We start from the raw sequence: 19,304 nt of genomic DNA, 5'->3' as shown, positions 1-19,304 counted from the left end.
TCGCGTCGGAGGGTGCCGACGGGCCGGATGCCGCGCCGCAAGCCGGACGACGCCGCGGCCGGGCGCGGCGCGCGCGGGGCGGCGGGGCACGGCCGTCGCCTCGTGCCGCGGCACGCCGCTCGGGGCCCCGACCGCCGCACGACACCCCGGGAGCCGAACACCGCATGACCGCCCCCAGCAACCCCACCGCCTGCCTGCTCATCATCGGCAACGAGGTGCTCTCCGGCCGTACCCGGGACGCCAACCTCCAGTACATCGCCCGGCGGCTCGGCGAGATCGGCATCCCGCTGCGCGAGGCGCGCGTCATCCCCGACGACCGCGCGGTGATCGTCGCCACCGTCAACGAGGTGCGCGCGAAGTTCGACCACGTCTTCACCACGGGCGGCATCGGCCCGACGCACGACGACATCACCAGCGAGTGCATCGCGGAGGCCTTCGGCGTGCCGTGGGAGCCGCATCCGGAGGCCTGGGCGCGGCTGGACAACTACTACCGCAGCCGGGGCTCGCCCGGCGACTTCAACCCGGCGCGCCAGCGCATGGCCACCATGCCGCGCGGCGCGACGCTGATCGACAACGTGATCTCCCTCGCCCCCGGCTTCACCATGGGCAACGTGCACGTGCTCGCTGGCGTGCCGCGCATCTGCCAGGCGATGTTCGAGGCGCTGGCGCCGCGGCTGCGCGGCGGTCCGCCCATCGTCTCGCGCACGGTGCACGCACACGGGATGATGGAGGGCCGCATCGCCGAGGGCCTCGCCGACATCCAGCGGCGCTGGCCGGAGGTGGACATCGGCAGCTACCCCTACTACCGGCCGGCGGGCGGCGGCGGCGTCGCGGTGGTGGCGAAAGGCACCGACCCGGACATGGTGCGCGCCGCCGCCCAGGACGTCGCGGCCTTCATGCGCGCCGCCGGCGGCCACCCCGTCGAGGGCGAGCCCGCCTAGGGCAGATCGCGGGCGGCTGGGGACGGCCGGGACGATCCGGGCCAGACCGCCCGCCCGGCGTCGTCGCCTGCGGAGCCGTCCCGCCTACGGCGCGGCGGCCGCGTCCTCGACCGCCTCGTAGGGATCGCGCTTCACGCGCTCCATGTTGACCCCCTCGATGCGCAGCAGGCGGGTCGGGCCGTCGCGCCGCGGCGAGTGCAGCACGCCCGGCTCGTACAGATACGCATCGCCCGGCCGCATCACGTAGTCGCGCAGGCGCCGCGCCTTGCCCGGCCTGCCCTCGGCCGGCCGCGCCAGGCACTCCCAGTCGGTCATCACCGTCTCGCCCGCCGCCTGGCCGTAGATCGCCCAGGACGGGCCGTGGTCGTGCGGCGGGCTGCCCCGCGCCCCGGTGTAGCCGTGGGCGAGGATGGTGAAGCCGAGCTCCGGGTCCTCGTAGAGCACCTTCCGCTCCGGCGTGCCCTCCGGGATGTAGGTCGCGACGAACTCCCGGTCCTGCAGCGCCTCCTTCACCAGCGCGCAGACCTGCCTGCGGCCCTCCGTGCCGGGGCGAGACTTGAGCGCTTCGTGGCACCGGGCCGCGAATTGTTCGAGCGACATGCCCATGGACGGGACCTCCGGAATTCGCGTGACAGGCCCGCAAGGCTAGCAGCGCCCGGCTGGGGACGGGAAGCGGGATGGCCGTCCGGTCGCAACCCTCCGCGCGAACCCCGCCCGCTTCCGTTCCGCCCGGCCCGAAAGGCGCATATCCTCCGGCCATGGACGCGATAGACCGGAAGATCCTCGTCGCCCTGCAGCAGGACGGCAGCGCGGGGCTGGCGGAACTCTCCAAGGTCGCGGGGCTTTCCGTCTCCGCCACCGCCGAGCGGGTGAAGCGGCTGGAGGAGCGCCAGGTGATCCGCGGCTGGCGCGCCGACCTCGACCCGGCGGCGGTCGGATGCCCGCTGCTCGCCTTCGTCTTCGTCGCGCTGCGCGGCGGGGCCAAGGAGGAGGCGGCCTTCCGCAAGGCGATGCGGCGCGAGGAGGCGGTGCTGGAATGCCACCAGGTGAGCGGCGTCTGGACCCACCTGCTGAAGCTGCGCCTCCCCGACCTCGCCGCGCTCGAGGGCTTCCTCGCGGGGCTGCGCGGGCAGGCCGCGGTGGACCGCACCGAGGTGCTGGTCGCCCTCGCCACGGCGAAGGAGACCGCGATCCTGCCGGTCGCCCCGGCGCCGCCGGAGGAGGAATGAGCCCCCGGCCGCCGGCGCCTGGGCGCCGCCGCCCGCGCAGCGGCCCCGTTTCCGCGCCGCGCGGTCCTGCGCCATACTGGCGGCCCGAGGCCGCCCCCGCCGCGCCATGAGCCGCCGCTCCTTCGAGATCACGCCCGAGCTGATGCTGCGCGCCTACCGCGCGGGCCTGTTCCCCATGGCCGAGAGCCGCTGGGGCGACCGCCTCTACTGGCTCGACCCCGAGCTGCGCGGCGTGCTGCCGCTCGATCAGGGCTTCCACCTGCCGCGGCGGCTCGCCCGCACCGTGCTCTCCGGGCGCTTCCGGGTCACCGCGGATGCCGACTTCGCCGCCGTCATCGCGGGCTGCGCGGCGCGCGCCCCCGGGCGCGAGGACACCTGGATCAACCCCGAGATCGAGCGCCTGTTCGGCGCCCTGCACCGCCAGGGCTACGCCCATTCGATCGAAGTCTGGAGCGAGGACCGGCGGCTCGTCGGCGGGCTCTACGGCGTGGCGCTGGGCGGCGCCTTCTTCGGCGAGAGCATGTTCAGCCGCGCGCGCGACGCCTCCAAGGTGGGGCTGGTGCACCTGGTGGCGCTGCTCCGCCTCGGCGGCTTCGCGCTGCTCGACACCCAGTTCCTGACCGCGCACCTCGCGCAGTTCGGCGCGGTCGAGATCCCGCGCGCGGAGTACAAGCGCCGCCTCGCCGAGGCGGTGGAGGCGCCGGCGCGCTGGCCGCGGGCCGTGCAGCCCGCGGTGCTGGCGGCCGAGATCCGCCGCCTGCGGGCCGGCACCGGGGAGGCGGCGCCGTAGCGCCGGCGCGCGGCGGCCGCCTCAGGCCCCCATCTTCAGCGCCGCGATGAAGGCGCTCTGCGGGATCTCGACCTTGCCGAACTGGCGCATGCGCTTCTTCCCCTCCTTCTGCTTCTCGAGGAGCTTGCGCTTGCGGGTGATGTCGCCGCCGTAGCACTTGGCGGTGACGTCCTTGGCGAGCGCCGGGATCGTCTCGCGCGCGATGATGCGCCCGCCGATCGCGGCCTGGATCGGGATCTTGAAGAGCTGGCGCGGGATCAGCTCCTTCAGCTTCTCGCAGATCGCCCGCCCGCGCTTCTCCGCCGCCGAGCGGTGCGCCATGAAGGAGAGCGCGTCCACCGGCTCGTTGTTGACCAGGATGGAGACCTTGACGAGGTCGCTCTCGGCGTAGCCGTCCATCACGTAGTCGAAGCTCGCGTAGCCGCGCGAGACGGACTTCAGCCGGTCGTAGAAGTCGAACACCACCTCGTTCAGCGGCAGGCGGTAGACCAGCATCGCGCGGCTGCCGACATAGGTCAGCTCCACCTGCTGCCCGCGCCGCTCGTTGCAGAGCGCGAGCACGGCGCCGAGGTAGTCGTCCGGCACCAGGATCGTGGCCTTGATCCACGGCTCCTCGATGCTCTGCACCACGCTGCCGTCCGGCATGTCGGCCGGGTTGTGCAGCTCGACCGTCTCGCCGTTGGTCTTGCGGATCCGGTACACGACCGAGGGCGCGGTCGCGATCAGGTCGAGCCCGAACTCGCGCGCCAGGCGCTCCTGCACGATCTCGAGGTGCAGCAGGCCGAGGAAGCCGCAGCGGAAGCCGAAGCCGAGCGCGGCGGAGGTCTCCGGCTCGTAGTGGAAGGAGGCGTCGTTCAGCCGCAGCTTGGCGAGGCTGTCGCGCAGCTTCTCGAAGTCGTCGGCGTCCACCGGGTAGAGGCCGCACCACACCACCGGGACGCTCGGCTTGAAGCCCGGCAGCGGCTCCGCGGCGGGGTTGCGGTCGTCGGTGACGGTGTCGCCGACCTTGGTGTCGGCCACCGCCTTGATCGCGGCGGTGAAGTAGCCGATCTCGCCCGGCCCGAGCTCCTCCACCGCGACCATCTTCGGCGTGAAGACGCCGACCTGCTCCAGCGTGTGCACGGCGCCGGTGGACATCATGCGGATGCGCTGGCCCTTGCGCAGCCGCCCGTCCTTCACCCGCACCAGCACGACGACGCCGAGATAGGGGTCGTACCAGGAATCCACGAGCAGCGCCTTGGTCGGCGCGGCGGGATCGCCCTTCGGCGGGGGGAGGCGCGTGACGATCGCCTCCAGCACGCCCTCGATGTTGAGGCCGGTCTTGGCGCTGACCTCGACGGCGTCGGAGGCGTCGAGGCCGATCACCTCCTCGATCTGGCGCTTCACCCGCTCCGGCTCGGCCGCGGGGAGGTCGATCTTGTTCAGCACCGGCACGATCTCGTGCCCGGCCTCGATCGCGTGGTAGACGTTGGCGAGGGTCTGCGCCTCCACGCCCTGCGAGGCGTCCACCACCAGGAGCGAGCCCTCGCAGGCGGCGAGGCTGCGGCTGACCTCGTAGGCGAAGTCCACGTGGCCGGGCGTGTCCATCAGGTTCAGCTCGTACTCCTGCCCGTCCTTCGCCCGGTAGCGCAGGCGCACGGTCTGCGCCTTGATGGTGATGCCGCGCTCGCGCTCGAGCTCCATGGAGTCGAGCACCTGCTCCTTCATCTCGCGCTCGGAAAGGGCGCCGGTGGCCTGGATCAGCCGGTCCGCCAGGGTGGACTTGCCGTGGTCGATGTGCGCGATGATCGCGAAGTTGCGGATGCGGGAAAGCGGGATGTCGGTCATCGGGAATCCGGATGGCGCCGGCGGGCGGAGCAGGGGGCGGTCCGGCGGCTCTGTGCCGGTCAGATAGGGCAGATCGCCACCGGTTCAAAGCGTTGCGGTCCGCCGGGCGCGCCCGGACCGCCCGGCCGGGGAGGGGCCTCGGTGGATCGCGCCGCCGCGCGCCAGCCACGCCCGCGAAACGAGGCGGCCTCGCGGTGCCGGCCCGCCGCCTGATCGCCCTTTCCACCCCGGTCCGCACCGGCCATTTCCGCTGGCCCGTCGGGCGCCGCCTGCTCACGGGCCACGCCGCCGGCGACGGCAGCGAGGGCACCCGAGCCGGCCGGAACCCGCACGGCTTCACCATCGACGCGTCACGCCCGAGATGACGCTCGGCGATGCCGCGGTGCTCGACCTCTCCGAGGTGCCGGAGAGCAGCCCGATCGGGGAGGCCCGCACCGCCGGCGCCCATCTCCGCCGCGGCGACATCGCGGTCCTCAAGACCCGCTGGGACGAGCGCCGCGGCCTGGACACGCCGGCATTCTGGGCCGACGCGCCCTGGATGGCCGCAGAGGCCGCGGAATGGCCGCACCCGGGCGGCGTCGAGGCCGTCGGCTTCGACTTCCCGCAGGACTATCCGATCCGCCTCTTCCTCACCGGCGCGGCGCGCCCGCCTCTGGAGGATCACGCCTCGCACCACCGCCTGCTGGCGCGCGGCGTCATCATGTTCGAGTATCTCTCTCTGCAACACGGGGACGCTGCGCGCGCCGCGCTGCCTCGCCGTCGCGCTGCCGATCCGGCTCAGCCCCGGGGCGGACGACGCGCCGGCGCGGGTGATCGCGATCGAGGAAGAGGAGGAGACAGGCCGATGGCGGACTCCCTGCGCGACCGGATCGGCGTGGATATCGGCCGCAAGCTGCGGCTGGAGGACGGCATCGAATGGGCCGCGCGCAACGGCGTGCGACACATCGACATCCAGCTCGACACCGGCGCCAACGCCTTCACCGCCTTCGACGACGCGCGCGCCGCCGCCGTCCGCGCCGCGCTGGAGCGGCACGGCATCCACCTCGGCCTGCACACCCTCTCGGCGGTGAACGTCGCCGAGTACTCGCCGCTGCTGTCGGAGGCGGCCGACGCCTATCTGCGCGCCTACATCGACGTCGCGCCGCGGCTCGGCGCCGGCAGCATCGTCGTGCACGCCGGCTACCACTTCACCTCCGACGTCGCGATGCGCATGGAGGCCGGGCTCGAGCGCCTCAAGCGCGCGGCCGCCTACGCCGAGGGCAAGGGCGTCGTCCTGCTGCTCGAGAACCTGAACAAGGAGCCGCCCGACGCCGAGGTGCACTACCTCGCCCACACGCTGGAGGAATGGCGCTGGTACTACGAGCGCATCGCCTCGCCTGCCCTTGCCCTCTCCTTCACCGCCAACCACGCCCACCTGGTGCCGGAGGGCGTCGCCGGCTTCGTCGAGGGCCTCCCCTGGGAGCGGGTGCAGGAGGTCCGCCTCGCCGACTGCTTCCGCAACGGCAAGGAGCAGCACCTCCGCCCCGGCGAGGGCGATTTCGACTTCGGCGACATGTTCCGCCGCATCGAGGGCAAGGGCTACCGCGGCCGCTACATGAACGCCTTCGGCTCGCTCGAGGACATGCAGGCGGCGCGCGACTGGCTCGTCGAGAAGGCGCGCGCCGCCGGCGTCCCCGCCTGACGGCGCGGCGCGCCTCCGCTCAGAACCCCGGCTCGCGGCCGAACACCGCCGCCCAGCGCGCGCGGTAGCGGTCCAGCGCCTGCGGGTTCTGCACCCGCGGCGGGCGGCGCCCGGCGGCGATGTCGGCGAAGGCCTCCACCGCGTAGCGCGCGATGCGCCTGCGGCTCTCATCCGTCACGCCCGCCGTGTGCTGCGTCGCGATCACCCGCGGGTGCGAGAGCAGCGGGTGGTCCACCGGCGGCGGCTCGTCCACCCAGACGTCGAGCCCCGCGCCCGCGAGGCGGCCGGACTCCAGCGCGGCGAGCAGCGCCGCCTCGTCGTGGATGCCGCCGCGCGCGGTGGTGACGAACACCGCGCCCTCGCGCATCGCCGCGAAGGCCGCCGCGCCGAACATGCCGCGCGTCGTCGCGTCGTAGGGGCAGTGCAGCGAGACCACGTCGCTCTCGGCGAGCAGCGCCGGCAGCTCCACCTTCTCCGCCCCGCGCTCCGCCACCGTGGCGGCATCCAGGAACGGATCGGCCGCGAGCACGCGGCAGCCGAAGCCCGCGCGCAGGATCGCCGCGACCCGCGTGCCGACATTGCCGATCCCGACCAGGCCGACGGTGCGGCCCGTGATCTCGCGCCCCATGAAGGCCGCGCGGTCCTGCGCCCGCCCCGCCCGCATCGCCGCCCCCGTCTCCGGCATGCGCTTGAGCAGGCCGAGCATCATGCCGACCGCGTGCTCCGCCACGCCCTGCGCGTTGGCGCCCGCCTGGTTGATCACCGGCACGCCGGCGTCGGTGCAGGCGGCGAGGTCGATCGGGTCGAAGCCGGCGCCGGAGCTCACCATCGCCAGCAGGTTCGGCACCGCGGCCAGGAACTCCGCCGTCACGTGCAGCGGCTTCGGCAGCTCCTGCCGCGACGCCCTCACGTAGTAGGCGTGGCAGGCGCGGAGCGGCGCGCGCATCGCCTCGCCCGAATCGGCCGGCGCGATCTCGACGAATTCGAGCTCGGGGTGCGCGCGCGCGAGCTCGAAGAACGTCGGGTGCGGCGGCTTGCCGAGATAGCCGATCCTGAGCCGCACCGGCGCGCCGCCGGCCCTGGTGTCCTGCATCCGTCCACGATCCCCGCGTTGGAAGGCGGCCGGCAGAATGCCAGCCGGGGCCGGGGCCGGCTAGGCCCGGGCGGCGGCGAAGGCCGCGACCACCTCCTCCGGCACCGGGACCCCCCGGATCCGCTCCGGGTCCTCCGGATGGCGCGCCGCCCAGACGCGGGTCTCGAACCCCTCGACGCCGAGCGTGCCGTCGGCGCGCAGCAGCCGGTGCGCGACGTCGAAGCTGGAGCGGCGGAAGGCCGTCACCCGGCTCTCGATCGCGACCTCGTCGCCGAAGCGGCTCGGCGCGTGGAACCACGCCCGCGTGTCCACCATCGGGATGCCGATGATGCCGAAGCGGCGGAGCATCGCGGCCTTGCCCATGCCGAGCGCGGCGGCGAACAGCGCCGCCGTGCTCGCGTCGAACATGGCGAAGTAGCGGGGATAGAAGACGATCCCCGCCGGGTCGCAGTCGCCCCACTCGATGGCGAGGCGCCGCGCGTGGACGAAGCCGGGCGGCCCGCCGTCAGTGCGCGCCGGCGCCACCGCCCGCCGCCGCCTCCGGGTTCTCGACCAGCAGCGCGATCCCCTGCCCGCCGCCGATGCAGGCGGAGGCGATGCCGAGGCGCCCGCCGCTGCGCCTCAGCTCGCGCGCCAGCGTCACCGCGATGCGCAGCCCCGTCGCCGCCAGCGGGTGGCCGATGGCGATGGCGCCGCCGTTCACGTTCAGCCGGTCCTCGTCGAGGCCGAGCTCGCGCGCGCAGGCCATCACCTGGGCGCCGAAGGCCTCGTTGATCTCGATGCGGTCTATCTCGGCGAGCGTCCTGCCGGTGCGGGCGAGCAGCGCGCGGATCGCCGGCACCGGGCCGATGCCCATGATCTCCGGCGGGCAGCCGACCGCGACCCCCGCGACCAGCCGCGCCAGCGGCGCGCGCCGGTTGGCGCGCAGCCAGGCGCCGGAGACGACCAGCGCCGCCGCCGCGCCGTCCACCATGCCGGAGGAATTGCCCCCGGTCTGCACGCCGCCGAAGGCCGGCCGGATCTTCGCCAGCGCCTCCACCGGCGAGGGGCGGACATGCGTGTCCGCGCGCACCTCCTCGACCTTGCGCGGCAGCTCGATGGCGCGGTCCGCGTAGCCCTCCCGCGTGAAGACCTCGCTCCGCACCGGCGCGATCTCGCCCTCGAGGAAGCCGCTCGCCTGCGCCGCGAGGGCGCGGTCGAAGCTGCGCGCGGCGAAGGCGTCCACCTCGGCGCGGGTGATCTGGTAGCGGCGCGCGAGCTCCTCCGCCGTGCCGCCCATGTTCACGCCCGGCGCCGGGTCGTGCAGCGCCTCCCAGAGGAAGTCCTTGAACTCCACCCTGCCGAGGCCGAAGCCGGTGCGGTGGGTGAAGGCGGCGACCGGGTTGCGGCTCATGCTCTCGGTGCCGACGCAGAGCGCGACCTCGATCCCCTCCTTGTGCGTCACCGTGTCCGCGGCCTGGATCAGCGCCTCGATGCCGGTGCCGCAGAGCCGCTGGACGAGCACCGAGGGCACCTCGATCGGCACGCCGGCGTAGAGGCCGACATGGCGCGGCAGGTAGAGCGCGTCGAAGCCGCCGGGCGCGAGGCTGCCGGCGATGACCGTCCCCACCTCCTCCGGCGCCACCGCGGCGCGCGCCAGCGCCTCGCGCGCCGCCTTGATGCCGAGGTCGGTCGGCGAGACCTGGGCGAAGGGGCCGCAGAGATCGGCGAAGGGCGTGCGCACGCCGTCGAGCAGCCAGGCGTCCTCCCAGGCGGAGGCGAGGGCGCGGTCCGTCCTGGACGTCGTCGTGGTGGCGGCGGCAGCCTCGGGCATGTCGGTGCTCTCCCTGCACGGGGTGGCCCCGGCGCGCGTCGGGCCGGAGCCGTCCGGAATTGTCTCGCCGCCGCCGGCGCCGCGGGCAAGGCGGAAAATGCGGCCCGCCGCGCCCGATCACTCCGCCGCGGCGGCGGGCGCCTTCGGCGCCAGGTCGGCCGAGAAGGCGAGGCTCACCGGCGTCGCCGCCTCGAACGGGCTCTTCAGGTCGAGCTCCCTCGCGATCTCGCGCATCGCCGGAAGCACCTCCTGCCCGAACAGGCGGATGCAGGTCATCGAGTCCCGGTGCGACACCGCGCCGTCGTTCGCCCACATCGCCATGATCCCCGGCCGCGTCTGCTCCATCACCTGCCGCAGCTTGGCGATCACCGTCCTCGGCGTGCCGGCGATGATCATGTTGCTCGCGAGCTGCTCCTCGAAGGGCGGGCGGCGGCGCGGATTGCCGCCGCGCCCGACCGAGAACTCCACGAACCCCCGCCGGTTCTCCGGCGAGGAATAGCCCGACGGCGTGCTCCACACGGGATGCGCGAGGCCGGTGAACTCGCCCTGCATCCACATGAACTGCCGCGCGTTCTCGATCGCCTTCTCCTCGGTCTCCGCCACGTGCACCTGCTTGAGGTAGCCGTGGTAGGGCGGGCCGCCCTCGAACCCGACCTCGGCCGCGGTGTCGTCGTAGAGCTTCCAGATGCGCTGCGTCTGCTCGACCGTGGTGTTGAGCGCGATGTAGGGGTAGCGGTGCCGCGCCGCCCAGACCACCGTCTCGCGGCTGATCACGCCGGGGATCCAGATGCGCGGATGCGGCTTCTGCAGCGGCAGCGCCCAGGGGTTCACCACCCGCTGCTGGTAGTGCGCGCCCTCCCAGCGGAAGGGGCCGAACTCGGTCCAGGTGCGCACGATCAGGTCGTGCGCCTCCTCGAAGCGCTCGCGGTTGTAGGCCGGGTTCACCCCGGTGGCGAGCTGCTCCTGCCCGCCGCCGCGCACGAAGCCGGAGACGAGGCGGCCCTTCGAGATCATGTCCACCATCGCCAGCTCCTCCGCCAGCCGCACCGGGTTCTCGGCGAGCGGCAGCGGGTTGCCGAGCAGCACGATCCGCACCCGCTCGGTGATGGCGGCGAGGATCGCGGCGAAGATGTTGCACTTGGCCTGCATGCAGAACGGCGCGTTGTGGTGCTCGTTCAGCATGATGCCGTCGAAGCCGACCGCCTCGGCGAGGCGGTACTGCTCGATGTACTCGTTGTAGAGCCGCGAGCCGGCGACCGGATCGAAGTGCCGGTTGGAGAACATCAGCGCCGTGGCGCCGAACTTCCGCCCCTCCTCGACCGGGTAGGCGGACATGGGCTGCTCGGTGAAGTACAGGATCTCCATGGCGCGCCGCTCCTCCCGCCTCAGCCCGCGACGAAGCCGGCGACCAGCCGGGCCAGCTCCGACGGCCTCTCCATTTCCACGCAATGGCCGCATTCCGGCAGCATCTCGAGCCGCGCGCCGCGCAGGCCCGCCATCCAGCGCTCCGCCGCGCTCGGCGGCACCACGCGGTCCTCCGCGCCCCACACCACCAGCGCCGGCGCGCGCACGGCGCCGAGCAGGTGCGGCAGGGTCTGGCTGTACATGTAGGGCTTCCACGCGATGCGGAAGCTCGTCTCGCGGCAGATGTCCCACTCGACGAGCTGGTCGGTCGAGGGATCGGCGCCGTAGATCGCGTCGAACCGCGCCTGGTCGTGGAAGCCGGCGCGGGCGTAGTCGATGTAGCTCAGCAGCGCCTGGTCGAGGATGTGGTCCTCGCCCGGCGGCCTGATGCCCATCGGCCCGACCAGCACGAGCCTGTCCAGGTCGCGCGGCGCCATCGTCGCCATCTCCGCCGCCACCCAGCCGCCGAAGCCGAGGCCGAGCAGCCCCGCGCAGCGCTCGATGCCGAGCGCGGAGAGCAGCCAGCGGTGCACCACGGCGAGGTCGCGCACGCTGCGCATCCAGTCCGCGCGCTGCGCCTCGCTGCCGTAGCCGGGATGGCGCGGGATCAGCACGTCGAAGCGCTCGGCGAGCGCGTCGTGGAAGGGCAGGCGCTCGAGCGTGCCGGTGTCGCGGTGCAGGAGGAGCAGCGGCGGGCCGCTGCCGGCGCGGCTCAGCGCCACCCGCACCCCGGCGACCTCGACCAGGCTCTTCCGCCACTCCACCGCACCGGCCATGCGCGGTCCCTCCCGCGAGGGAGCGTCGCAGCCGCCCGGCGCGGCGTCAATCCGTGGCGGCCGCCGCGGGCGTCGCGGCCGGCGTGCCGCGCGGGCTCAGCTGCGCCAGAACGGCTTGCCGATCTCGGAACGGACGTCGGCAACGGTGGGGCCGATGTCGCGCAGCGCGCGATGGTCCATCGCGGCGAGCTGCTGGCGCTCCACGTGGCGCGCGCGCCAGGTGGCGATCAGGCGGCCGAGGTGCAGCGCGGCCCTCGACCGGGCGGAAAGCATGGCGGGCATGTCGGTCTGGCTCCTTTTGCGATGGGCGGCGGCGGTTCTCCCGGCTCCGTCCTCGCCGCGGATTCTGCCAGCCCGCTGTTGCAGTCCGATGTCGCGGCGGATTGCAAAGGTTGCGCGCGACGTTGCGCGCGCATCGCCGTGCGCTCGGCCCGGAACGCCCGACCGCGCCCGGGCATGCGGGACCGGAGTGACGGCGGGCTAAGGGGTCACCGGCTCCGGCAGCACGACGATGGTGGCGCTGCGCCCGGCCCAGGGGTCGCGCCGCGGGCGCGGCATGAAACTGGCGTGGCGCGCCTCCGCGCGGATGCGGTCGCGTTCCACCCCCATCGCCGCGAGGCGCTCCGCCACCGCCCGCGCGCGGCTCGCGGCCAGGCGCTGGCCGGTGGTGGCGCCGCCCTCGTCCGCCGCGGCATGGCCGAGCACGCAGATGAGCCGGAGCGGGTTCGCGCGCGCCAGCGCCGCCGCGGCGGCGAGCGGGGCGCGCGCCGCCTCCTCGACCGTCGCGCTCATGCGCGCGAAGGGTATGGCGAAGACGTCGTCCTCCAGCCACTCCGCGCCGACGCAGCTGAACGACCGCGGCTGCGCGGCCGCCGGCGGCGCCGCCGCGCCGAGCAGCAGCAACAGGGGCAGGGCCGACCACGCCCTCATCGCCGACCGCCCCCGCGTGCCGCGCTCAGGCAACGGCAACCGTGGCGAGCACGCCTGCCGCGCGCAGCCGCGCGAGCAGCCCGGCCGCGTCCACCGCCGGATGCGCCGCGCGCAGCTCGCCCTCGGTCACGTCGGGCCGCGCCAGGATCCAGCCCACCGCCTCGGCCTCCGCCGCGGTGAGCGGCAGCGCGGCCCCGCCCTGCGGCGCCTTCAGCACGAACTCCGCGCCGCGCCGCACCGGCCGCGCGCCGTTCGCGACCACGCGGAAGGCCGCGCCCTCCTCGCCGCCCCCCGTCCCCGCCGCGCCGCCGGCCGGGACCGGCGGCGCCAGGCCGCGCGCCGCGAGCAGGTCGTTGCCGCCGCGGCGGAAGCGGAACTCGTGCATCATCTGCTCCAGCGCCGCCGTCACCCGCGGGTCGCGGCACAGCTCGGCGAGGCGGCCGCCGAGCTGCGCCGCCCGGCTGGTCAGCGCGAACCTCGCCGCCGCGCTGCCGTCCTGGCGCGGCAGCGGCCTGCGGAACTCGACATCCTGCAGCGCCCGCTCGAACAGCAGGTTGACGAGGTCCATCCCGAGCGGCGCGTGCACGCCGTAGGCGACGTGCACCGAGGCCGGCGCCTCGGCCAGCGCGTCGTGGTACCAGCCGCGCGGCAGGTAGAGCAGGTCGCCCGGCCGCATCACCACCTTCGCGCGCAGCGCCCCCTTGGCGCGCTCGTGGTGCTCCTGCCCCTCGCCGCGGAACAGCGGGTGGGCGATCGGCCACTCGGCGCGGCCCTCCCAGACGTTCCAGGTCTTCTCGCCCTCGACCTGCACCGCCCAGACGTCGTGGGTGTCGTAGTGCGCCGGGAAGGCCTTGTGGCTCTGCCAGGAGATGTAGACGTTCGCCTGCGCCTTCCCGAGCCCCGCGGACTCCAGCGCCTCCGACACCGCGGCGAGGCCGGGGGTGAGGCTGTCCACGTCGTTCATCACCACCGAGGCGCCGCGCCGCACCCACTCCTGCACGCGCCGGGCGTCGGGCTGCAGGCCCGGCACGCCCGCGTCGCGCGTGGTGGCGCGGACGCAGTACTGCTCGGCCGGCACCGGCACCCCGTCCAGCACCAGCTTGAGCGAGTGGCTGGTCCAGATGTGCGTCATGTCGAGCAGGCGGTTGATCTGGCGCCAGGAGAGGACGGAGGCGAACTTCGCCGCCTCGCCGCGCAGGTGCAGCGGCTGGCGGTCGTGGTACTCGGCGAAGAAGGTCTCCGGCGCCATCGGCGCGAGGAGATCGGCCAACGTCATCGTCATGGCCCGAACCTAGCAGAGGGGCGGGCGGCGCGGCAGGGCCGCTCCCGGGGCGGCGGCGCCTCCGGCGCGCCCCTCCGGGCCGGGACCGGAACGCTTGCCCCCGGCGCGCCGCCCGGACGATCCTGCCGGCAGCGAGGGAGAGGCCCATCCGATGCCCGACGACCGAAGCGGCGGCCTTGAGCTGCGGGACACGGCGAGGGAGGAGCTGCTGCGCGCCGCCGCGGAGGCGCTCTGCCGCCTCGCCCCCGACCTCCCGCCCGATGCCGCCGAGCTGCTCCGCCGCCTGCACGCCGCGCTGCCGACCGCGGAACTCGCCGCCGAATCCCCCGAATCGCTCGCCGCCGCCGCCGCCAGCCTCTGGTCCTTCGCCGCCGAGCGGACGCCGCGCACCGCCAAGGTCCGCATCCTCCCCCCCGGCCCCGGCCGCGGCCCGCGCGCGGTGGCGGAGATCGTCACCGACGACATGCCCTTCCTCGTGGACACCGCGCTCGCCGCGCTCTCGCTGCGCGGGCGGACGGTGCAGCGCCTGCTCCACCCGGTCGTCCCGGTGCGGCGCGACCCCGCGACCGGCCGGCTGCTCGCGATAGACCCGGCCGCGCCCGACCGCGAGAGCATGATGCGCATCACGCTCGCCGGCGACGGCCCCGCCGCCGCCGGCGAGGGCTGGGACGGGCTCGAGGCGGCGCTGCGCCGCGCCATGGGCGAGCTGCGCGCCGCCGTCGAGGACTTCCCCGCCATGCTCGCCCGGCTGCGCGAGGCCGAGGCCGAGCTCGCCGCCGCGCCGCCCCCCGCGCCGGACAGGGAGGGCGCCGCCCTGGAGCCCGCGGTCGCCCGCGAATTCCTGCGCTGGCTGGCGGAGGAGAATTTCGTCCTGCTCGGCCACCGCCGCTTCGCCGTCTCGCCCACGGGCGGGCTCGCCGTGGTCGAGGCGGAGAATCTCGGCCTGCTGCGCGACCCCGCGGTGGCGGTGTTCGACGTGCTGCGCGACCTCTCCGCCGTGCCGCCCGCGGTGCGCGCGGCGCTGCTCGACCCGGCGGCGCCGCTCGCCGTCGCCAAGGCCAACATGCGCTCCAGCGTGCACCGCCCGCAGCACGCCGACGTGGTGGCGACGCGCATCTACGGCGCCGGCGGGCGCGTCGCCGGCGCGCGGCTGTTCCTCGGCCTGTTCGCCGCCTCGGCCTACAACCGCAACCCGCGCTCGATCCCGCTGCTGCGGGAGAAGACGGACCGCATCCTCGCCATGGCCGGCGTCGACCCGAACAGCCACGACGGCCGGGCGATGCGCAACATCCTCGACACCTGGCCGCGCGACGAGCTGTTCCAGGCGCCGGAGGCGGAGATCCTGGCCGGCGCCCGCCGCGCCCTCGACCTGCAGATCCATCCGCGCACGGCGCTGGTGCTGCGGCGCGACCCGTTCGGGCGCTTCGTCTCCGCCATCGCCTGGCTGCCGCGCGACACCTTCGACACGCGCCTGCGCGAGCGCGTCGGCGCGATGCTGGCGCGCGCGCACGAGGGGCGGCTCTCGGCCAACTACGTCGCGGTCGGCGACGCCCCGCTCGCGCGCGTGCACTACATCATCGCCACCGTCCCCGGCCGCGTCCCCGCGGTGGACGCGGCGGCGCTGGAGGCCGCGGTCGCCCAGGCCGCGCGCGGCTTCCGCGACCGCCTCGCCGAGGCGCTCGCCGCGGAGGCGGGCGAGGCCGAGGCGGCCCGCCTGCTCGCCCGCTGGCGCGAGGCCTTCCCGCCGACCTACCGCGAGGTCGCCACCGCGGCGCAGGGCGTCGCCGACCTGCACCTCGCCGAGCGCGCCCTCGCCGCCGGCCGCCCCGCCGCGCGGATCGAGCGCGCCCCCGGCGCGCCGGCCGAGGCGCTGACCCTGCGCGTCGCCAACCCGGGCGGCGCCATCGCGCTCGCCGACGCGCTGCCGCTGTTCGAGAGCCTCGACCTGCGCGCGATCGAGGAGGTGGCCTACCGCCTGACCCCGGCGGACGCGGCGGAGGTGGTGCTGCACGTCTTCGCGCTGCGCGCCGCGATGCCCTGCGGCGAGGAGCGCGACGCCGCGCTGCTCGAGGCGCTCGCCGCGCTGCAGGAGGGCCGCGCGGACGCCGACGGCTTCAACCGCCTGGTCCTGCGCGCCGGCCTCACCTGGCAGGAATGCCGGCTGCTGCGCGCCATGTTCCGCTGGCTCAAGCAGGTCGGCTTCCCCTTCGCCCAGCCGAGCGTCGAGCAGGCGCTCTCCGCCCATCCCGGGGCCGCGCGCATCCTCGTGGACCTGTTCCACGCCCGCTTCGACCCCGCCCGCCCGCGCGATCCGGCGCGCGAGGCCGCGCTGGAGGCCGCCTGGGAGGCGCTGCTCGCCGGCGTCGAGAACCCGGACGAGGACCGCATCCTCTCGCGCCTGATGACACTCGCGCGCGCCGTGCTGCGCAGCAACTTCCACCAGGGCAGGGACTACCTCGCGCTGAAGATCGACAGCGCCCGGGCCGGCGACATGCCCGCGCCCCGCCCCTGGCGCGAGATCTTCGTCCTCTCCCCGCGCATGGAGGGCTGCCACCTGCGCGCCGGCCCGGTGGCGCGCGGCGGCATCCGCTGGTCCGACCGGCGCGAGGACTTCCGCACCGAGATCCTCGGCCTGATGAAGGCGCAGGTGCTCAAGAACGTCGTCATCGTGCCGACCGGCGCCAAGGGCGGCTTCGTCCTCAGGCGCCCGCCGCCCGCGACCGACCGCGAGGCGTTCCAGGCCGAGGGCGTCGCCTGCTACCGCACGCTGATCCGCGCCATGCTCGACCTCACCGACAACATCCTCGGCGACCGGGTGGTGACGCCGGAGGGGATCGTGCGGCGCGACGGCGACGACCCCTACATCGTCGCCGCCGCCGACAAGGGCACCGCGAGCTTCTCCGACATCGCCAACGCGATCGCCGCCGAGTACGGCTTCTGGCTCGGCGACGCCTTCGCCTCCGGCGGCTCGGCCGGCTACGACCACAAGCGCATGGGCATCACCGCGCGCGGCGCCTGGGTGATGATCGAGCGCCACTTCCGGGAGGCGCTCGGCCGCGGCGTGCACGACGCGCCCTTCACCTGCGTCGGCGTCGGCGACATGAGCGGCGACGTGTTCGGCAACGGGATGCTGATCAGCCGCAGGACCCGCCTGCTCGCCGCCTTCGACCACCGCCACATCTTCGTGGACCCCGACCCGGACCCGGAGCTGTCCTACCAGGAGCGCGCGCGGCTCTTCGCCCTGCCGCGCTCCTCCTGGGCCGACTACGACCCGGCGAAGCTCTCCCCCGGCGGCGGCGTCCATCCGCGCAGCGCCAAGACGGTGCCGCTCTCGCCCGAGGCGCGCGCCCTGCTCGGCATCGAGGAGGAGAGGCCCGAGCCCGCCGCGGTGATCCGCGCCATCCTGCGCGCCCCGGTGGACCTGCTCTACTTCGGCGGCATCGGCACCTACGTGAAGGCGAGCACGGAGAGCCACGCCGAGGTCGGCGACCGCGCCAACGACGCGGTGCGCGTGGACGGCCGCGACCTCCGCGCGCGCGTCGTCGGCGAGGGCGCCAATCTCGGCGTCACCCAGGCCGGGCGCGTCGAGTACGCCCGCCTCGGCGCCGGCGGCCAGGGCGGGCGCATCAACACCGACGCGCTCGACAATTCCGCCGGCGTCTCGACCTCCGACCACGAGGTCAACATCAAGATCCTCCTCGCCGACGCGATGGCCGAGGGCGTCATCACGCGCCGCCAGCGCGACGAGCTGCTCGCCGCCATGACCGACGAGGTCGCCGCGCTGGTGCTGCGCGACAACCACCGGCAGTCGCTCGCGATCAGCCTCGAGGCCCTGCCCGGCGCCGAGGAGCTGCCCGCCCAGGCGGCGCTGATCGCGCGGCTCGAGGCGGAGGGCCTGCTCGACCGCGCCGTCGCCGGCCTGCCGGACGCGGCGGCGCTCGGCGCGCGGATCACCGCCGGCCAGGCGTTCACGCGGCCGGAGCTCGCCGCGCTGCTGCCCTTCGCCAAGCTCTGGCTCACCGACGCCATCGCGCAGAGCGCCCTGCCCGACGACCCGGCGCTGGAGCCGCTGCTGCTCGCCTACTTCCCCGCCCCGCTGCGCGAGGCGCGCTTCGCCCGCTTCGCCCGCCGCCACCGGCTGCGGCGCGAGCTGATCGCCACGATCCTCGCCAACGCCGTCGCCAACCGCCTCGGCTGCGCCGCGCTCGGGCGGCTGACGACGGAGGCGGCGCCGGCCGCCGCGGCGCGCGCCGCCTGGCTCGCCGACGCCGCCTTCGGCCTCGAGGCGGCGGCGGAGGCGATCGACGCCGCGCCGGCGCCCGCGGGCACGCGCCTCGCCGCGCTGCTCGCGCTGCGCCGCCTGCAGGAGGCGGCGGCGCGCGAGCTGCTCGCCGCCGCGCCGGACGCCGCCGGCCCGCTGGCCGAGGCGGTGGCGATGCTGCGCCCGGGCGTCGCGGCGCTGACACTGGCCGAGGCGGCGCGCGCCGACGCCGCGGCGGCCGGGCTGCGCGAGGCCGGGCTGCCGGCGGAGCCCGCGGCGCTGGTCGCCGCCGCGCCCCGCCTCGCCGCCGCGCCGGCGATCGTGCGGCTGGCGGACCTGGCCGGGGTGGCGCCGGCCGAGGCCGCCGCCGCCTGGGGCGCCACCGGCGAGGCCTTCGCGCTCGACGCCCTGCGCGCCGCCACCGCCGCCGCGCGCGCCCCCGGCGCCTTCGGCGCCCGCGCCAAGGCGGCGCTGCTCGACGAGCTGACGGCGAGCCAGATGCGGCTCGCCCTCGCCCGGCTGCGCGGCAAGGCGCCGGACCCGGGCCGCGCCGCCGCCGCCGCGCGGCTGGCGCGGGAGGCGGCCGGCGTCGCGGATCTCGCCGCCGTCACCGTCGCCAGCCGCGCCCTGGCGGCGCTGGCGTGAGCCGGCGGCGCCATCGCGGCCCGCCGCCGCCCGGCGGGGCGCCCGGGGCGGATCGCGGACGGCCGGGAACACCCGGGCGCGCGGATCGGCTCGGCAAACAGCGGGCCGGAATCGCGCAGCGGGCGCAGCCGAGCGAAAACGGCCCTAGCCGCCCGGCGTGCCGCGCCCCTCCTGGGCGCGCCGCTCCAGCAGCCAGCTGTAGGTCGCGCCGAGCACGGCGCCGAAGGCGAGGTGCAACGCCAGGGTGGTCGGCGGCGCCAGCGGCCCGAGCGAGAGCCCGAACGGCCCGGCGCCGGCCAGCGGCATCAGGACAACCATGGCGAGCAGCCAGGTGACGAGGCCGAACGCCATGCCGCGCGCGGTGTGGGTGCGCCCCGGCAGGCGCGGCGAGAAGGCCGCGAACAGCCCGCCCCAGAGCACCGTCCCGATGAGGAAGTGCGCGATCCACGCCACCGCCGGCGCGCCCTGCGCCCAGAGCACGCGGCCGAACATCGCCACCGCGGCGAGCTGCGGCATCAGTCCGAGCGCCACCGCCGCCAGCACGAGCAGCGAGAACACCATCGTCGCGACGAAGCCCGCCGCCATGCCCCGGCCGATGTCCACCATGGTCGCTCCCTCCCCCGCGCCTCCGC

Annotated in this window: 16 protein-coding genes; 5 read left to right on the top strand and 11 right to left on the bottom strand. The window is 75.3% G+C overall.

All coding sequences use genetic code 11. From position 1 onward, the window contains the following. The first annotated feature begins 164 nt into the window (after window positions 1-164). Entirely contained in the window at window positions 165-941 is a 777-nt protein-coding gene (locus tag IEX99_RS10435) for a competence/damage-inducible protein A (RefSeq protein ID WP_188899970.1), read from the top strand. Window positions 942-1,025: 84 nt separating this feature from the next. On the opposite strand, the gene IEX99_RS10430 is transcribed toward IEX99_RS10435, so the two are convergent. Further along, on the bottom strand, window positions 1,026-1,541 hold the full coding sequence (locus IEX99_RS10430) for a cupin domain-containing protein (protein ID WP_188899969.1): 516 nt from the start codon (window positions 1,539-1,541) through the stop codon (window positions 1,026-1,028). A gap of 158 nt (window positions 1,542-1,699) precedes the next feature. Here IEX99_RS10430 and IEX99_RS10425 point away from each other — a divergent pair, with 158 nt between their 5' ends. Beyond that, entirely contained in the window at window positions 1,700-2,170 is a 471-nt protein-coding gene (locus IEX99_RS10425; protein WP_188899968.1) for an Lrp/AsnC family transcriptional regulator, read from the top strand. A 106-nt stretch (window positions 2,171-2,276) separates the two neighbouring features. Next, window positions 2,277-2,960, top strand: a complete 684-nt coding sequence (aat, locus tag IEX99_RS10420) for a leucyl/phenylalanyl-tRNA--protein transferase (RefSeq protein ID WP_188899967.1) — start codon at window positions 2,277-2,279, stop codon at window positions 2,958-2,960. A 21-nt stretch (window positions 2,961-2,981) separates the two neighbouring features. Here the strand turns inward: aat and lepA are convergent, their stop codons facing one another. Beyond that, window positions 2,982-4,787 carry a translation elongation factor 4 gene (lepA, locus tag IEX99_RS10415; RefSeq protein ID WP_188899966.1) on the bottom strand — a complete coding sequence of 602 codons (1,806 nt, stop codon included), beginning with the start codon at window positions 4,785-4,787 and terminating at the stop codon, window positions 2,982-2,984. Between the two features lie 361 nt (window positions 4,788-5,148). Between lepA and IEX99_RS10410 the strand changes: the two genes are divergently transcribed. Continuing rightward, entirely contained in the window at window positions 5,149-6,468 is a 1,320-nt protein-coding gene (locus IEX99_RS10410; RefSeq protein ID WP_188899965.1) for a TIM barrel protein, read from the top strand. Between the two features lie 19 nt (window positions 6,469-6,487). Here IEX99_RS10410 and IEX99_RS10405 read toward each other — a convergent pair whose 3' ends face one another. The 8 genes from IEX99_RS10405 to IEX99_RS10370 form a co-directional block, all read right to left on the bottom strand. Then, window positions 6,488-7,561: an NAD(P)-dependent oxidoreductase gene (locus IEX99_RS10405; RefSeq protein WP_188899964.1), complete on the bottom strand. Its 1,074-nt coding sequence runs from the start codon at window positions 7,559-7,561 to the stop codon at window positions 6,488-6,490. Between the two features lie 60 nt (window positions 7,562-7,621). Further along, window positions 7,622-8,086: an acyl-CoA thioesterase gene (locus tag IEX99_RS10400; protein ID WP_188899963.1), complete on the bottom strand. Its 465-nt coding sequence runs from the start codon at window positions 8,084-8,086 to the stop codon at window positions 7,622-7,624. Further along, the gene (locus IEX99_RS10395) at window positions 8,067-9,374 is read right to left on the bottom strand and encodes a thiolase family protein (protein WP_188899962.1); all 1,308 of its coding nucleotides are present in this window, start codon (window positions 9,372-9,374) and stop codon (window positions 8,067-8,069) included. The genes IEX99_RS10400 and IEX99_RS10395 overlap by 20 nt, the downstream gene beginning before the upstream one ends. A 117-nt stretch (window positions 9,375-9,491) precedes the next feature. After that, window positions 9,492-10,739 carry an LLM class flavin-dependent oxidoreductase gene (locus tag IEX99_RS10390; RefSeq protein ID WP_188899961.1) on the bottom strand — a complete coding sequence of 416 codons (1,248 nt, stop codon included), beginning with the start codon at window positions 10,737-10,739 and terminating at the stop codon, window positions 9,492-9,494. A 20-nt stretch (window positions 10,740-10,759) separates the two neighbouring features. Then, window positions 10,760-11,554, bottom strand: a complete 795-nt coding sequence (locus tag IEX99_RS10385; RefSeq protein ID WP_188899960.1) for an alpha/beta fold hydrolase — start codon at window positions 11,552-11,554, stop codon at window positions 10,760-10,762. 96 nt (window positions 11,555-11,650) lie between these two features. Further along, the gene (locus tag IEX99_RS10380; RefSeq protein WP_229677931.1) at window positions 11,651-11,836 is read right to left on the bottom strand and encodes a DUF1127 domain-containing protein; all 186 of its coding nucleotides are present in this window, start codon (window positions 11,834-11,836) and stop codon (window positions 11,651-11,653) included. 198 nt (window positions 11,837-12,034) lie between these two features. Then, window positions 12,035-12,484 carry an OmpA family protein gene (locus IEX99_RS10375; RefSeq protein ID WP_188899959.1) on the bottom strand — a complete coding sequence of 150 codons (450 nt, stop codon included), beginning with the start codon at window positions 12,482-12,484 and terminating at the stop codon, window positions 12,035-12,037. Window positions 12,485-12,509: 25 nt separating this feature from the next. Then, the gene (locus IEX99_RS10370; protein ID WP_188899958.1) at window positions 12,510-13,766 is read right to left on the bottom strand and encodes a cupin domain-containing protein; all 1,257 of its coding nucleotides are present in this window, start codon (window positions 13,764-13,766) and stop codon (window positions 12,510-12,512) included. A 151-nt stretch (window positions 13,767-13,917) separates the two neighbouring features. Here IEX99_RS10370 and IEX99_RS10365 point away from each other — a divergent pair, with 151 nt between their 5' ends. Next, window positions 13,918-18,672: an NAD-glutamate dehydrogenase domain-containing protein gene (locus IEX99_RS10365; RefSeq protein ID WP_188899957.1), complete on the top strand. Its 4,755-nt coding sequence runs from the start codon at window positions 13,918-13,920 to the stop codon at window positions 18,670-18,672. Window positions 18,673-18,816: 144 nt separating this feature from the next. Here IEX99_RS10365 and IEX99_RS10360 read toward each other — a convergent pair whose 3' ends face one another. After that, window positions 18,817-19,278, bottom strand: coding sequence for a DUF6789 family protein (locus IEX99_RS10360; RefSeq protein ID WP_188899956.1), 462 nt, complete (start codon window positions 19,276-19,278; stop codon window positions 18,817-18,819). Window positions 19,279-19,304: the final 26 nt, after the last annotated feature.

Source organism: Caldovatus sediminis, assembly GCF_014644455.1.
Taxonomy (GTDB): domain Bacteria; phylum Pseudomonadota; class Alphaproteobacteria; order Acetobacterales; family Acetobacteraceae; genus Caldovatus; species Caldovatus sediminis.
The sequence above is the reverse complement of the archived record's forward strand: the minus strand, read 5'-3'. Positions and strand labels throughout refer to the sequence as shown.